Source organism: Pseudomonas soli, assembly GCF_021283165.2.
GTDB classification, from domain to species: domain Bacteria; phylum Pseudomonadota; class Gammaproteobacteria; order Pseudomonadales; family Pseudomonadaceae; genus Aquipseudomonas; species Aquipseudomonas soli.
Genome location: NZ_CP128543.1, coordinates 5234237 through 5250045, shown reverse-complemented (window position 1 = coordinate 5250045; position 15809 = coordinate 5234237). Strand labels below are relative to the sequence as shown.

Genomic DNA, 15809 nt, shown 5'->3' with positions numbered 1-15809 from the left:
CCATGCCAAAACGTACAGACATCAAAAGCATCCTGATTCTCGGCGCTGGCCCGATCGTGATCGGCCAGGCCTGTGAGTTCGACTATTCCGGCGCCCAGGCCTGCAAGGCCCTGCGCGAGGAAGGTTTCCGCGTCATCCTGGTGAACTCCAACCCAGCCACCATCATGACCGACCCGGCCATGGCCGACGCCACCTACATCGAGCCGATCAAATGGCAATCGGTGGCCAAGATCATCGAAAAAGAGCGCCCGGACGCCGTCCTGCCGACCATGGGCGGCCAGACCGCGCTGAACTGCGCCCTGGACCTGGAGCGCCATGGCGTTCTGGAAAAGTTCGGCGTAGAGATGATCGGTGCCAACGCCGACACCATCGACAAGGCCGAAGACCGCTCGCGCTTCGACAAGGCCATGAAGGATATCGGCCTTGAGTGCCCGCGCTCGGGTATCGCCCACAGCATGGAAGAGGCCAATGCGGTCCTCGAGAAGCTCGGCTTCCCATGCATCATCCGCCCGTCCTTCACCATGGGCGGCACCGGTGGCGGTATTGCCTACAACCGTGAAGAGTTCGAAGAAATCTGCACCCGTGGTCTGGACCTGTCGCCGACCAAGGAACTGCTGATCGACGAATCGCTGATCGGCTGGAAGGAATACGAGATGGAGGTGGTCCGCGACAAGAAGGACAACTGCATCATCGTCTGCTCCATCGAAAACTTCGACCCGATGGGCGTGCACACCGGTGACTCGATTACCGTGGCTCCGGCACAGACCCTGACCGACAAGGAATACCAGATCATGCGCAACGCCTCGCTGGCGGTGCTGCGTGAAATCGGTGTCGAAACCGGTGGTTCCAACGTGCAGTTCGGCATCTGCCCGAACACCGGCCGCATGGTCGTGATCGAGATGAACCCGCGTGTTTCGCGTTCGTCCGCCCTGGCGTCCAAGGCCACCGGCTTCCCGATCGCCAAGATCGCCGCCAAGCTGGCCATCGGCTACACCCTGGACGAACTGCAGAACGACATCACCGGCGGCCGTACCCCGGCGTCCTTCGAGCCGTCGATCGACTACGTCGTCACCAAGCTGCCACGCTTCGCCTTCGAGAAGTTCCCCAAGGCCGACGCCCGTCTGACCACCCAGATGAAGTCTGTTGGTGAAGTCATGGCCATCGGCCGTACCTTCCAGGAATCCCTGCAGAAAGCCCTGCGTGGCCTGGAAGTCGGCGCCTGCGGCCTCGACCCGAAAGTCGACCTGGCCAGCCCGGAAGCCGCCAGCATCCTCAAGCGCGAACTGACCGTGCCGGGTGCCGAGCGTATCTGGTATGTCGCCGATGCCATGCGTTCGGGCATGACCATCGAGGAAATCTTCCAGCTGACCGGCATCGATCTGTGGTTCCTGGTGCAGATGGAAGACCTGATCAAGGAAGAAGAGAAGGTCAAGACCCTGGCCCTGTCGGCGATCGACAAGGACTACATGCTGCGCCTCAAGCGCAAGGGCTTCTCGGACCAGCGCCTGGCCAAGCTGCTCGGCATCACCGACAAGAACCTGCGCCGTCACCGCCACAAGCTGGAAGTGTTCCCGGTGTACAAGCGCGTCGACACCTGCGCCGCCGAGTTCGCCACCGACACCGCCTACCTGTACTCGACCTACGAGGAAGAGTGCGAGGCCAACCCGTCGACCCGTGACAAGATCATGATCCTGGGCGGTGGCCCGAACCGTATCGGCCAAGGCATCGAGTTCGACTACTGCTGCGTGCACGCAGCGCTGGCACTGCGTGAAGACGGTTACGAGACCATCATGGTCAACTGCAACCCGGAAACCGTCTCCACCGACTACGACACCTCCGACCGTCTGTACTTCGAGCCGCTGACCCTGGAAGACGTGCTGGAAGTCTGCCGCGTCGAGAAGCCGAAGGGCGTCATCGTCCACTACGGCGGCCAGACCCCGCTGAAACTGGCCCGTGCCCTGGAAGAAGCCGGCGTGCCAATCATCGGCACCAGCCCGGACGCCATCGACCGCGCCGAAGACCGCGAGCGTTTCCAGCAGATGGTTCAGCGCCTGAACCTGCTGCAGCCGCCAAACGCCACCGTGCGCAGCGAAGACGAAGCCATCAAGGCGGCCGGCACTATCGGCTACCCGCTGGTGGTGCGCCCGTCCTACGTACTGGGCGGCCGTGCGATGGAGATCGTCTACGAGCTGGACGAGCTCAAGCGTTACCTGCGTGAAGCGGTGCAAGTGTCCAACGACAGCCCGGTGCTGCTCGACCACTTCCTCAACTGCGCCATCGAGATGGACGTGGATGCGGTCTGCGACGGCACCGACGTGGTGATCGGCGCGATCATGCAGCACATCGAGCAGGCCGGCGTTCACTCCGGTGACTCGGCGTGCTCGCTGCCACCTTACTCGCTGAGCAAGGAAGTGCAGGACGAAGTCCGCGTACAGGTCAAGAAAATGGCCCTGGAACTGGGCGTGGTCGGCCTGATGAACGTGCAGCTGGCCCTGCAGGGCGACAAGATCTACGTGATCGAGGTCAACCCGCGCGCCTCGCGTACCGTGCCGTTCGTGTCCAAGTGCATCGGCACCTCGCTGGCGATGATCGCCGCGCGCGTCATGGCTGGTAAAACCCTGAAAGAACTGGGCTTCACCCAGGAAATCATCCCGAACTTCTACAGCGTGAAGGAAGCCGTCTTCCCGTTCGCCAAGTTCCCAGGGGTTGACCCGATCCTCGGCCCTGAGATGAAATCCACCGGTGAAGTCATGGGTGTCGGCGACAGCTTCGGTGAAGCCTTCGCCAAGGCCCAGATGGGCGCCAGCGAAGTGCTGCCGACCGGCGGTACCGCGTTCATCAGCGTGCGCGACGACGACAAGCCGCAAGTGGCTGGCGTTGCCCGCGACCTGATCGCCCTGGGCTTCGAAGTGGTTGCAACTGCAGGTACCGCCAAGGTTATCGAAGCGGCCGGCCTGAAAGTGCGCCGTGTGAACAAGGTGACCGAGGGTCGCCCACACGTGGTCGACATGATCAAGAACGACGAAGTGTCGCTGATCATCAACACCACCGAAGGCCGCCAGTCGATCGCCGACTCCTACTCGATTCGTCGCAATGCGCTGCAGCACAAGATTTACTGCACCACCACCATTGCGGCCGGTGAAGCCATCTGCGAGGCGCTGAAATTCGGTCCGGAAAAGACCGTTCGTCGCCTGCAGGATCTGCATGCAGGACTCAAAGCATGAGCATTACCAAGTACCCGATGACCGTCCAGGGCGCTCGCGCCCTGGAAGAAGAGCATCTGTTCCTGAGCAAGACCGAGCGCCCGCGCCTGAGCCAGGCTATCGGTGAGGCCCGCGAGCTGGGCGATCTCAAGGAAAACGCCGAATACCATGCCGCCCGTGAGGAGCAGGGCATGGTCGAGGCGCGTATCCGCGATATCGAAGGCCGCCTGCAGAACTCGGTGGTGATCGACGTCACCACCATCGCCCACACCGGCAAGGTGATTTTCGGTACCACCGTGGTGCTGGCCAACACCGAAACCGATGACGAGGTGACCTACCAGATCGTCGGTGAAGATGAAGCTGACGTGAAACAAGGCAAGCTGTCGAGCAGCGCACCGATCGCCCGTGCCATCATTGGTAAGGAAGAAGGTGACACCGTGGTGGTGAAGACGCCAAGCGGTACGGTCGAGTACGAGATTGTCGAAGTCAAACACATCTGACCGGCGCCTGCGGGCGCCATCCCTCGAGGGGATCCTCTGGCAGCTGGCCCAGGTTTTCTGGGTCGGCGGCCTGTGGGTGTTCCACGTGGGGCTGGTGCCTGCGCTGAAAGTCAGTGGCCTGGCGCCGTTGCTGGTGCACGACATTGCTGCACAGATCGACCGTTGGTTGATCGGCGTGGCAATGCTCGGGCTGTTGACCCAGCTGGCGGTATTGGCGAGGGTGGATGGCCTGGCGGCCTGGTGGCGGCAATTTCGCGGCCAGATGCTGTTGCTCGGTTTTGCTGCCTGCGTCAGCTACTACACTCTGCGCTACGGGATCTCCGTGGGCGAACGCTGGCAGATGTTCTGCTTTTTGGTGCTGGGTTTTTCCGGCATTGTGCTGGTGGCCCAGCCGGTTCCGGTCAGGGCGCGCAAGGCGCGCCACTGATCGGCGCCACCGTTACTTGAAGCGGTGGATGTTGGACAGCTGCTTGTTCGGCTGTGGGTTCTTGCGGTAGATCAGCGCCTTCTTGCCGATGGTCTGCACCAGCTCGGCGCGGCCGACCTTGCACAGTTCGGCGATCGCCGCGGCGCGCTCTTCACGGTCTTCCGAACGGATTTCGACCTTGATCAGCTCGTGATCGGCCAGGGCGCGTTCCAGTTCGGCGGCGACGCCTTCGTTCACACCGTTGCCAGCAACGATCAGGACCGGCTTCAGGTCATGACCAATGGACTTGTATTGCTTCTTCTGCTCGTTATTGAGCGGCATAATCTGACCCTTTTCGTCTGATTCTGTAAAATTGACGGGCATTTTACCCGAGGGCCCCTGGCTCCGCCCAGTCAAACACGACGCATATCATCGAGGTGCCCCGTGGTACAACGTTCCAAAAGCAGCGCAAACTGGCTGCGAGAGCATTTCAACGATCCTTTTGTGAAACAGGCGCAGAAGGATGGCTACCGCTCGCGTGCGAGCTACAAACTGCTGGAGATCCAGGAAAAAGACCGCCTGATCCGCCCCGGCATGAGCGTGATCGACCTCGGCGCAGCGCCAGGTGGCTGGTCGCAGGTGACCAGTCGTCTGATTGGTGGCCAAGGGCGGTTGATCGCCTCGGACATCCTGGAAATGGACTCGATCCCGGACGTTACCTTCATCCAGGGCGACTTTACCCAGGACGAAGTGTTGCAGCAGATCCTGCAGGCGGTCGGTGATTCGCACGTAGACCTTGTGATTTCCGATATGGCCCCCAATATGAGTGGTACGCCCGCGGTGGACATGCCGCGTGCCATGTTCCTCTGTGAACTGGCCCTGGATCTGGCGACCCGCGTGCTCAAGCCCGGCGGGGATTTCCTGATCAAGATCTTCCAGGGCGAGGGTTTCGACATGTACCTGAAGGACGTGCGCAGCAAGTTCGACAAGGTGCAGATGCGCAAGCCGTCGTCCTCGCGGGATCGCTCCCGCGAACAGTACCTGTTGGGCAAGGGTTTCAAGGGAGCGTGAAAGGCGTGCTGCGGGGTTGCCGATAGTTATTTCCAATCGGCGGCTCCGTCTGGATCGTCCGAACTTCGTGTAGTCTAGCTTTCACAAAGGGTTACAGACGGTGCCTGCGGATGCGTGGGTAATGTAGTAAGTTAGGGCGATGAATATCATGCGAGGCACGGCTGCGTCGTGCGCCGGCCTCAGAGGGTAGCGAATTGAACGACATGGCAAAGAATCTGATCCTCTGGTTGATCATCGCCGCCGTCCTGGTGACGGTGATGAACAACTTCTCGAGCCCTAACGAGCCGCAGACCCTCAACTATTCCGACTTCATCCAGCAGGTCAAGGATGGCAAGGTCGAGCGCGTGACCGTCGACGGCTACATCATTACCGGCAAGCGCACCGACGGCGACAACTTCAAGACCGTCCGCCCGGCCATCACCGATAACGGCCTGATCGGCGACCTGGTCGATAACCACGTCACCGTCGAAGGCAAGCAGCCTGAGCAGCAGAGCATCTGGACCCAGTTGCTGGTGGCCAGTTTCCCGATCCTGGTGATCATCGCCGTGTTCATGTTCTTCATGCGCCAGATGCAGGGCGGTGCCGGTGGTAAAGGCGGCCCGATGAGCTTCGGCAAGAGCAAGGCGCGCCTGCTGTCCGAAGATCAGGTCAAGACTACCCTGGCTGACGTTGCTGGTTGCGACGAGGCCAAGGAAGAAGTTGGCGAGCTGGTCGAGTTCCTGCGTGACCCAGGCAAGTTCCAGCGCCTGGGTGGCCGCATTCCTCGCGGTGTGTTGATGGTCGGCCCGCCCGGTACCGGTAAGACCCTGCTGGCCAAGGCCATCGCCGGCGAAGCCAAGGTGCCGTTCTTCACCATTTCCGGTTCCGACTTCGTCGAGATGTTCGTCGGCGTGGGTGCCAGCCGCGTGCGCGACATGTTCGAGCAGGCCAAGAAACACGCTCCTTGCATTATCTTCATCGACGAGATCGACGCCGTCGGCCGCCACCGTGGCGCCGGCATGGGCGGCGGTCACGACGAGCGTGAGCAGACCCTGAACCAGTTGCTGGTCGAAATGGATGGCTTCGAGATGAACGATGGCATCATCGTCATCGCCGCCACCAACCGTCCCGACGTGCTCGACCCGGCGCTGCTGCGTCCCGGTCGCTTCGACCGCCAGGTTGTGGTCGGCCTGCCGGACATCCGTGGTCGCGAGCAGATCCTCAAAGTGCACATGCGCAAGGTGCCAATCGGCGAGAACGTCAACGCGGCGGTCATCGCCCGCGGTACTCCTGGCTTCTCCGGTGCCGACCTGGCCAACCTGGTCAACGAGGCGTCGCTGTTCGCGGCCCGTTCCAGCAAGCGCGTAGTCGAGATGAAGGAGTTCGAGCTGGCCAAGGACAAGATCATGATGGGCGCCGAGCGCAAGACCATGGTCATGTCCGAGAAAGAGAAGCAGAACACCGCTTACCACGAAGCTGGCCACGCCATCGTCGGCCGTGTCGTCCCCGAGCATGATCCGGTGTACAAGGTGTCGATCATTCCGCGTGGTCGTGCCCTGGGTGTGACCATGTTCCTGCCGGAAGAAGACCGTTACAGCCTGTCCAAGCGTGCGCTGATCAGCCAGATCTGCTCGCTTTACGGCGGTCGTATCGCTGAAGAGATGACTCTGGGCTTCGATGGTGTGACCACTGGCGCCTCCAACGACATCATGCGTGCGAGCCAGATTGCCCGGAACATGGTCACCAAGTGGGGCCTGTCCGAAAAACTCGGGCCGCTGATGTACGCCGAAGAAGAGGGCGAGGTGTTCCTCGGCCGCAGCGCGGGTAGCCAGCATGCCAGCGTTTCCGGCGAGACGGCGAAGATGATCGACTCCGAAGTGCGCAGCATCATCGACCAGTGCTATGCCACGGCCAAGCAGATCCTCACCGACAATCGCGACAAGCTCGACGCCATGGCCGAAGCCTTGATGAAGTACGAAACCATCGATGCCGACCAGATCGACGACATCATGGCGGGCCGCACTCCACGTGAGCCACGTGACTGGGACAACGATGCCGGGACCTCTGGCAAGCAAGCTTCCCAGGATGATCGCCCGGAGTCGCCGATCGGCGGTCCAGCGGCTCAGCACTAAGGGTTTCTATGACCTCACAGCAGTACCCGACCCGGTTGCCTTGCGGCAACCGGGTTCTTGATTTGTCCCGTACCCATGTCATGGGTATCCTCAATGTCACCCCAGACTCGTTCTCCGATGGTGGACGCTTCAGTCAGCGCGATGCGGCCCTGCGTCATGCCGAGGAGATGGTGGCGGCCGGAGCGACCCTGATCGACGTGGGGGGCGAATCCACCCGCCCGGGTGCCCGCGCCGTTTCGCCTACCGAGGAGCTGGAGCGTGTGGCGCCGATTGTCGAGGCGATCAACAGCCGGCTCGACGTGGTCATTTCGGTCGATACCTCGACACCTGCTGTCATGCGCGAATCCGCGCGCCTCGGTGCTGGCTTGATCAATGACGTGCGCGCCCTGGAGCGCGACGGTGCGCCTGATGCGGCGGCGGATACCGGCTTGCCGGTGTGTCTCATGCACATGCGTGGCGAGCCGGGCAACATGCAGGACAATCCACAGTACGAAGATGTGACAGCCGATGTTACGCGCTATCTTGAACAGCGTATGGCCGCCTGTGCGGCGGCGGGCATCGGGGCTGAGCGCATCATCCTCGATCCGGGGTTCGGCTTTGCCAAGACCCTCGAGCACAACCTCAGCCTTTTCAAACACATGGAAGCGCTCTATCGCCTCGGCAGGCCGCTACTGGTAGGTGTCTCGCGCAAGAGCATGATCGGCCTCGCGCTGGGCCGCCCCGTCGGTGAGCGCCTGTACGGTAGCCTGGCGCTGGCGGCATTGGCCATGACCAAGGGTGCGAGCATCCTGCGGGTGCATGACGTGGCGGAAACCGTCGACGTGGTGCGCATGATCGCGGCCGTGCAGAGCGCCGAATAAGAACATTGGAGTCACTATGAGCAGAAAATACTTTGGTACCGATGGTATCCGTGGTCGCGTTGGCCAGTTCCCCATCACCCCGGACTTCATGCTGAAACTCGGCTGGGCGGCGGGCATGGCCTTCCGCAAGCAAGGCAATTGCCGTGTGCTGGTGGGCAAGGACACCCGTATCTCGGGCTATATGTTCGAATCCGCGCTGGAGGCCGGACTGTCTGCGGCCGGCGCCGACGTGATGCTGCTCGGGCCGATGCCGACGCCTGCCATCGCCTACCTGACCCGCACCTTCCATGCCGAAGCGGGTATCGTCATCAGTGCTTCGCACAATCCGCATGATGACAACGGCATCAAGTTCTTCTCCGGTGCCGGTACCAAGCTGCCGGACGAAGTCGAGCTGATGATCGAGGAACTGCTCGACCAGCCGATGACCGTCGTCGAGTCCAGCAAGCTGGGCAAGGTTTCGCGCATCAACGACGCGGCGGGGCGCTACATCGAGTTCTGCAAGAGCAGCGTGCCCAGCAGCACCAGTTTCGAAGGCCTCAAGATCGTGGTGGACTGCGCGCATGGTGCCACCTACAAGGTGGCGCCGAGTGTGTTCCGTGAGCTGGGTGCCGACGTTACCGTGCTCCACGCCGCACCGGATGGTCTGAACATCAACGAAAACTGCGGTTCGACCCATATCGAGTCGCTGCAGGCGGCGGTGCTGGTCGGGCATGCGGACATCGGCATCGCCTTCGACGGCGACGGTGACCGTGTGTTGATGGTCGATCATACCGGCACCATCGTCGATGGCGACGAGCTGCTGTTCATCATCGGTCGCGACATGCAGGAGCGCGGCAAGCTGCAAGGCGGCGTGGTCGGAACGCTGATGAGCAACCTGGGTCTGGAGTTGGCGTTCAAGGAGCTTGATATTCCGTTCGTGCGCGCCAAGGTTGGTGATCGCTACGTGATGGCCGAGCTGCTCGAACGCGAATGGCTGCTGGGTGGCGAAAATTCCGGGCATGTCGTCTGCGGCAGCCACACCACCACGGGAGATGCGATCATCGCCGCGCTGCAAGTGCTGATGGCGCTCAAGCGCCGTGGCGAGAACCTCGCCCAGGCCCGCCAGGCGGTGCGCAAGTGCCCGCAGGTGCTGATCAACGTGCGCTTTGCCGCGGGCAAGAGCGATCCCCTGGAAAACCCGTTGGTCAAAGAGGCCAGCGCCAAGGCGACCGAGGCCATGGCCGGTCGCGGTCGAGTGCTGCTGCGCAAGTCCGGTACCGAGCCGTTGGTGCGGGTGATGGTCGAAGGTGATGACGAAACCCAGGTGCGCGGCCATGCCGAGGCCCTGGCCAAGCTCGTTGAAGAAGTTTGTGCCTGAAAGAGGCTTGCCAGCGCAGATCGGGTTGGGTAAGATCTGCGCCCACTTTGACCGACGAGGTAAAGCATGCGTCGCCCCATGGTAGCTGGTAACTGGAAGATGCACGGTACCCGCGCCAGCGTCGCTGAGCTGACTCAGGGGTTGGGCAAAATGCTCATTCCCGACGGTATCGAAGTCGCGGTGTTTCCACCGGCCCTGTTCATCAATGAAGTTGTTGATGGGCTGAAAGGCAAGGGGATCATCGTTGGAGCACAGAATTCTGCGGTACAGCCCGAACAGGGTGCACTGACCGGTGAAGTTGCACCGAGTCAGTTGTCAGAAGTCGGTTGCAAGTTGGTGTTGATCGGCCATTCGGAGCGTCGCCAAATTATCGGTGAAAGCGACGAAGTGCTGAATCAAAAGTTTGCAGCCGCACAGAAAAGTGGTTTGACGCCAGTGCTCTGTGTAGGGGAAACTCTCGCCGAGCGTGAAGCAGGCAAGACGCTAGAAGTTGTAGGGCGTCAACTAAGCAGTGTAATCGACGTGTTCGGTATCGCCGCTTTTGCCAATGCAGTAATTGCCTATGAGCCTGTTTGGGCCATTGGTACAGGTTTGACGGCCTCGCCCCAGCAAGCCCAGGATGTGCATGCAGCCATCCGCAAGCAGTTGGCGGAAAAGGACGCCGAAGTTGCCCGCAAGGTGCGGCTTCTCTACGGCGGCAGCGTGAAGGCGGCTAATGCGGCCGAACTGTTCGGCATGCCGGATATCGATGGGGGGCTCATTGGTGGAGCGTCCCTGAATGCAGACGAATTCGGTGCAATTTGTCGCGCCGCAGGAAACTGAAAAATGCTGGAAACAGTCGTAGTTGTTTTTCATCTGTTGGCAGCACTGTCACTGGTAGTCATGGTGCTGCTGCAACAGGGTAAAGGTGCGGAAGCAGGTGCATCTTTCGGCGCAGGTGCTTCAAATACTGTGTTCGGAAGTCAAGGTTCCGCTACCTTTTTGAGTAAAGTTACTGCTATACTTGCTGCCACTTTCTTTTTGACTGCACTTGGGTTAGGATACTTCGCCAAGCAGCAAGCACACCAGCTGACTCAAGCCGGTTTGCCAGATCCAGCAGTGCTGGAAGTCAAAGAGCCAAAGCCGGCAGTCAATGATGATGTACCGGTGCTCCAGCAGCAGAAGAGCGAAACCACCAACTCTGGTGATGTACCTCCTCCAGCCAAAGAGCAGCAGTAACGGGTTTCAAATGTAGTATTGCCGAGGTGGTGGAATTGGTAGACACGCAACCTTGAGGTGGTTGTGCCCATAGGGTGTAGGGGTTCGAGTCCCCTTCTCGGTACCAATTGAAGCATGAGAGCCCGCTTTAGCGGGCTTTCTTGCAGGTGGAGGTCGGATTGACCCAGCACTGGGTTCAGTCTTATACTTTCGCCCCAGCTTTGTCGCGGGGTGGAGCAGCTTGGTAGCTCGTCGGGCTCATAACCCGAAGGTCGTTGGTTCAAATCCAGCCCCCGCAACCAGCTTCAGCAGAGCCCCTTTTCAGGGGCTTTTTGCTAGCCGAACAGTTTTGGCGTCGTTGTCCAACGGCGCTTTCAGGGATGGGCGCTTCGCCCATTTTTTATTTGCACAGCATGCACGAGGGGGTTCAGGTGTCGAGCAAGCTAGAACAGTTGCAGGCCTTGTTGGCCCCGGTTGTCGAGGGCCTGGGCTACCAATGCTGGGGGATCGAATACGTCTCCCAAGGCAAGCATTCGGTACTGCGTATCTACATCGACAAGGAAGGCGGCATCCTGGTGGAAGACTGCGAAGCCGTCAGCCGTCAGGCCAGCGCCATCCTCGATGTGGAAGATCCGATCAGCTCTGAATATACCCTCGAGGTGTCCTCTCCAGGCATGGACCGCCCGCTGTTCACGTTAGAACAGTTTGCAGCGCATGCCGGCGAGCAGGTGAAGATCAAGCTGCGTACGCCCTTCGAGGGCCGTCGTAACTTCCAGGGCCTTCTCCGCGGTGTGGAGGAACAGGATGTGGTGGTGCAAGTGGACCAGCACGAGTTCCTGTTGCCGATCGACTCGATCGACAAGGCCAATATTATTCCCAGTTTTGACTGAGACGTGCCGGGCCCGGCGGATGTTCCGGGGCCAATGGCTTGCGCAAGGCGAGGCGTACGATGAGCAAAGAAGTACTGCTGGTTGTTGAATCGGTATCCAACGAGAAAGGTGTACCGCCAGGCGTCATTTTCGAAGCGCTGGAAGTGGCCCTGGCCACTGCAACCAAAAAACGTTTTGAGGACGAAGTCGACCTGCGTGTGGAAATCAACCGCCACACCGGTAGCTACGAGACCTTCCGCCGCTGGACCGTGGTCGACGAAAACGACCTGGACGATCCGGCGATCGAGACCTGGCTGGAAAAGATCCAGGACACGCACCCGGATGCCAAGATCGGTGACGTGATCGAAGAGAAGATCGAGTCGATCGAGTTCGGTCGCATCGCCGCGCAGACCGCCAAGCAGGTCATCGTGCAGAAGGTCCGTGAGGCCGAGCGCGCCCAGGTGGTCGATGCCTACCGCGAGCGCGTGGGCGAGATCATCTCCGGTACCGTCAAGAAGGTCACCCGCGACAACGTCATCGTCGACCTGGGCAACAATGCCGAGGCGCTGCTGGCGCGCGAAGACATCATTCCCCGTGAGACCTTCCGTGTCGGCGTGCGCCTGCGTGCGCTGCTCAAGGAAATCCGCACCGAGAACCGCGGCCCACAGCTGATCCTGTCGCGCACCGCGCCGCAGATGCTGATCGAGCTGTTCCGCATCGAAGTGCCGGAAATCGCCGAAGGCCTCATCGAAGTCATGGCCGCCTCCCGTGATCCGGGTTCGCGTGCCAAGATCGCCGTCCGCTCCAAGGACAAGCGCATCGACCCGCAGGGTGCCTGTATCGGCATGCGTGGTTCGCGCGTCCAGGCCGTATCCGGCGAGCTGGGTGGCGAGCGTGTGGATATCGTCCTCTGGGACGAGAACCCGGCGCAGTTCGTCATCAACGCCATGTCGCCGGCAGAGGTTGCCGCGATCATCGTTGACGAGGACGCCCATGCGATGGATATCGCCGTTGCCGAGGACAACCTGGCCCAGGCGATTGGCCGTGGTGGCCAGAACGTCCGCCTGGCCAGCCAGCTGACCGCCTGGACCCTGAACGTGATGACCGAGAAGGACATCCAGGCCAAGCAGCAAGCTGAAACCGGCGACATCCTGCGTAATTTTGTCGAGGAACTGGAAGTCGACGAGGAGCTGGCGCAAGTGCTGGTCGACGAAGGCTTTACCAGTCTCGAAGAAATTGCCTACGTACCGTTGGAAGAAATGCTCAACATCGATGGCTTTGACGAGGAAATCGTCAATGAGCTCCGCGCTCGAGCCAAGGACCGTTTGTTGACCAAGGCCATCGCTACCGAAGAAAAACTGGCAGACGCCCATCCGGCCGAAGACCTGCTCTCCCTCGAGGGCATGGACAAGGACCTGGCGGCGGAACTGGCGGTGCGCGGCGTGGTTAACCGCGAAGACCTGGCCGAGCAGTCGATCGACGACCTGCTCGACATCGACGGCATCGACGAAGAGCGTGCCGGCAAGTTGATCATGGCCGCCCGAGCCCACTGGTTCGAGTAATTAGGCGCGGCCTGAGGAGAGAAGTGCATGACGCAAGTCACGGTGAAAGAACTGGCCCAAGAGGTCGAGGCACCGGTAGAGCGCCTGCTGCAGCAGATGCGTGAGGCAGGTCTGCCGCACACCGACGCCGGTCAGGTAGTGACCGACAATGAGAAGCAGACCCTGCTGACTCATTTGAAGAGCAGCCACAAGAGCAAGGCGGAAGAGCCGCGCAAGATTACCTTGCAGCGCAAGACCACCAGCACTCTGCGTGTCGCCGGTAGCAAGAGCATCAGCGTAGAAGTACGCAAGAAGAAAGTATTCGTGCAGCGCAGCCCGGAAGAGATCCAGGCTGAGCAGAAGCGCGAACAGGAAGAGCGCCGTGCGGCTGAGAACGCAGCCCGCGAGAAAGTCGAAGCCGAAGTCCGCCAGCGCAACGAGGAGCAGGCACGCCGTCAGGCCGCTGAAGCTCCGACCGCCGCGCCAGCGGCCAAGGCTGAGCCTGTTGCCGTTGCCGCTCCGGTAGTGGCCAACGCGCCGGTATCCGAAGACGCCGCTGCGCGTGCTGCCGAACGCAAGAAAGACGAGACTCGTCGCAACGAGAGCCGTAGCCGTGATGACGATCGTCGCGGTGGTGGCCAGGCTACCGCCGGCCGCGGCGAAGCGCCGCGCATGTCGGTCAAGGTCAAGGTCAAGGAGAAGGAAAAGGCTCCGACTCCGCGCGCCGCGCCGCGTACCACCGATGAAGAAAGCGATGGCTTCCGTCGCCGCGGTGGCAAGGGTAAAGGCAAGAAGCGCAATGCCCATGGCTTCCAGAGCCCGACTGGCCCGGTTATCCGTGACGTGGCGATTGGCGAGACCATCACTGTCTCCGATCTGGCCAACCAGATGTCCGTCAAGGGCGCTGAAGTGGTCAAGTTCATGTTCAAGATGGGTACTCCGGTCACCATCAACCAGGTGCTCGACCAGGAAACCGCTCAGCTGGTAGCAGAAGAGCTGGGCCACAAGGTCACCCTGATCAGCGACACCGCCCTGGAAGATTCCCTGGCCGAATCGCTGAAGTTCGAAGGCGAAACCACTTCGCGTGCGCCGGTCGTGACCGTCATGGGCCACGTCGACCACGGCAAGACCTCGCTGCTCGACTACATCCGTCGTGCCAAGGTTGCTGCTGGCGAGGCCGGTGGTATCACCCAGCACATTGGTGCCTATCACGTCGAAACCGACCGTGGCATGGTTACTTTCCTCGACACCCCTGGCCACGCTGCGTTCACGCAGATGCGCGCCCGTGGTGCCAAGGCGACCGACATCGTCATCCTGGTGGTGGCGGCGGACGACGGCGTGATGCCGCAGACCCGCGAAGCCGTGCAGCATGCCAAGGCAGCTGGCGTACCGCTGGTAGTTGCAGTGAACAAGATCGACAAGCCAGGCGCAGACCTCGACCGCATTCGCAACGAGCTGTCCGTCGAAGGCGTGACCTCCGAGGAATGGGGTGGTGACACGCCGTTCGTCAAGGTTTCGGCGAAGATGGGTACCGGCGTCGACGAACTGCTCGAAGCGGTACTGCTGCAGGCCGAGATCCTCGAACTCAAGGCCACCCCGACCGCACCTGGTCGTGGTGTCGTGGTCGAGTCGCGTCTGGACAAGGGCCGTGGCCCGGTGGCGACCATCCTGGTTCAGGACGGTACCCTGCGTCAGGGCGACATGGTCCTGGTCGGCTCCAACTATGGCCGCGTGCGTGCCATGCTCGACGAGAACGGCAAGCCTGTGAAGGAAGCCGGCCCGTCGATCCCGGTCGAGATCCTCGGCCTGGATGGTACGCCGGACGCCGGTGAAGAGATGTCGGTGGTTGCCGACGAGAAGAAAGCGCGTGAAGTTGCGCTGTTCCGTCAAGGCAAGTTCCGCGAGGTCAAGCTGGCCCGTGCTCACGCCGGCAAGCTGGAAAACATCTTCGAGACCATGGGTCAGGAAGAGAAGAAGACCCTCAACATCGTCCTCAAGACCGACGTGCGCGGTTCCCTCGAGGCGCTGCAAGGTTCGCTCGGCGGCCTGGGCAACGACGAGGTCCAGGTTCGCGTCATCGGTGGCGGCGTCGGTGGTATCACCGAAAGCGATGCCAACCTGGCGCTGGCGTCCAACGCTGTACTGTTCGGCTTCAACGTGCGTGCCGATGCCGGCGCGCGCAAGATCGTCGAGCAGGAAGGTCTGGATATGCGTTACTACAACGTGATCTACGACATCATCGAAGACGTCAAGAAGGCCCTGACCGGCATGCTCGGCAGCGATGTTCGCGAGAACATCCTGGGTGTCGCCGAAGTCCGTGACGTGTTCCGTTCGCCGAAGTTCGGCGCCATCGCTGGCTGTATGGTCATCGAGGGTACCGTGTACCGCAACCGTCCGATCCGCGTTCTGCGCGACGACGTGGTGATCTTCGAAGGCGAGCTGGAATCGCTGCGTCGCTTCAAGGACGATGCGTCCGAAGTACGCAACGGCATGGAGTGCGGTATTGGCGTCAAGAGCTACAACGACGTCAAGGTCGGCGACAAGATCGAAGTGTTCGAGAAAGTCCAGGTGGCTCGTACCCTGTAAGGGCCGAGCGTGGTGCAGGCCCCGCCCCAGGGCGGTTGCCTGAACCTCTGAAGGTAGCGCCCGGTCAGGCTTCGAGCTTGACCGGGCGTTTGCCGCTTTAAGATACAG

13 protein-coding genes and 2 tRNA genes are annotated in these 15809 nt (G+C 61.1%); 14 read left to right on the top strand and 1 reads right to left on the bottom strand.

Features of this window, described 5'->3' with window-relative positions; translation table 11 throughout:
- Positions 1 to 2: 2 nt before the first annotated feature.
- From carB to LU688_RS24240, 3 genes are read left to right on the top strand one after another with little or no spacing between them, the layout of a single operon-like run.
- Positions 3 to 3224 (top strand): carbamoyl-phosphate synthase large subunit, encoded by a 3222-nt coding sequence (gene carB / locus LU688_RS24250; protein WP_031314636.1) that lies wholly within the window; start codon positions 3 to 5, stop codon positions 3222 to 3224.
- Positions 3221 to 3703 (top strand): transcription elongation factor GreA, encoded by a 483-nt coding sequence (gene greA / locus LU688_RS24245; protein ID WP_023629346.1) that lies wholly within the window; start codon positions 3221 to 3223, stop codon positions 3701 to 3703. The genes carB and greA overlap by 4 nt, the downstream gene beginning before the upstream one ends.
- On the top strand, positions 3681 to 4130 hold the full coding sequence (locus tag LU688_RS24240; protein WP_023629345.1) for a hypothetical protein: 450 nt from the start codon (positions 3681 to 3683) through the stop codon (positions 4128 to 4130). The genes greA and LU688_RS24240 overlap by 23 nt, the downstream gene beginning before the upstream one ends.
- A 12-nt stretch (positions 4131 to 4142) precedes the next feature.
- Here LU688_RS24240 and LU688_RS24235 read toward each other — a convergent pair whose 3' ends face one another.
- Positions 4143 to 4451: a YhbY family RNA-binding protein gene (locus LU688_RS24235; RefSeq protein WP_027595032.1), complete on the bottom strand. Its 309-nt coding sequence runs from the start codon at positions 4449 to 4451 to the stop codon at positions 4143 to 4145.
- A 102-nt stretch (positions 4452 to 4553) separates the two neighbouring features.
- On the opposite strand from LU688_RS24235, the gene rlmE reads away from it, so the two are divergent.
- From rlmE to infB, 11 genes are all read left to right on the top strand, one after another.
- A complete protein-coding gene (rlmE, locus tag LU688_RS24230; RefSeq protein WP_011532133.1) occupies positions 4554 to 5180 on the top strand; it encodes a 23S rRNA (uridine(2552)-2'-O)-methyltransferase RlmE in 627 nt (208 codons plus the stop codon).
- A gap of 203 nt (positions 5181 to 5383) precedes the next feature.
- On the top strand, positions 5384 to 7291 hold the full coding sequence (gene ftsH / locus LU688_RS24225; RefSeq protein ID WP_038706866.1) for an ATP-dependent zinc metalloprotease FtsH: 1908 nt from the start codon (positions 5384 to 5386) through the stop codon (positions 7289 to 7291).
- A gap of 8 nt (positions 7292 to 7299) precedes the next feature.
- Positions 7300 to 8151 (top strand): dihydropteroate synthase, encoded by an 852-nt coding sequence (folP, locus tag LU688_RS24220; protein ID WP_160290820.1) that lies wholly within the window; start codon positions 7300 to 7302, stop codon positions 8149 to 8151.
- A gap of 16 nt (positions 8152 to 8167) precedes the next feature.
- A complete protein-coding gene (gene glmM / locus LU688_RS24215; protein ID WP_077418147.1) occupies positions 8168 to 9508 on the top strand; it encodes a phosphoglucosamine mutase in 1341 nt (446 codons plus the stop codon).
- Positions 9509 to 9574: 66 nt separating this feature from the next.
- A complete protein-coding gene (tpiA, locus tag LU688_RS24210; RefSeq protein WP_077418144.1) occupies positions 9575 to 10330 on the top strand; it encodes a triose-phosphate isomerase in 756 nt (251 codons plus the stop codon).
- A 3-nt stretch (positions 10331 to 10333) separates the two neighbouring features.
- Positions 10334 to 10726, top strand: a complete 393-nt coding sequence (secG, locus tag LU688_RS24205; protein ID WP_077418140.1) for a preprotein translocase subunit SecG — start codon at positions 10334 to 10336, stop codon at positions 10724 to 10726.
- A gap of 20 nt (positions 10727 to 10746) precedes the next feature.
- A tRNA-Leu gene (locus LU688_RS24200) sits at positions 10747 to 10832 on the top strand.
- Positions 10833 to 10930: 98 nt separating this feature from the next.
- Positions 10931 to 11007, top strand: a tRNA-Met gene (locus LU688_RS24195).
- Positions 11008 to 11136: 129 nt separating this feature from the next.
- Positions 11137 to 11595, top strand: a complete 459-nt coding sequence (rimP, locus tag LU688_RS24190) for a ribosome maturation factor RimP (protein ID WP_038707604.1) — start codon at positions 11137 to 11139, stop codon at positions 11593 to 11595.
- Positions 11596 to 11654: 59 nt separating this feature from the next.
- Complete coding sequence (gene nusA, locus LU688_RS24185) at positions 11655 to 13136, top strand: transcription termination factor NusA (RefSeq protein ID WP_038706865.1); 1482 nt, start codon at positions 11655 to 11657, stop codon at positions 13134 to 13136.
- A 27-nt stretch (positions 13137 to 13163) separates the two neighbouring features.
- Positions 13164 to 15701 (top strand): translation initiation factor IF-2, encoded by a 2538-nt coding sequence (gene infB, locus LU688_RS24180; protein WP_023629338.1) that lies wholly within the window; start codon positions 13164 to 13166, stop codon positions 15699 to 15701.
- Positions 15702 to 15809: the final 108 nt, after the last annotated feature.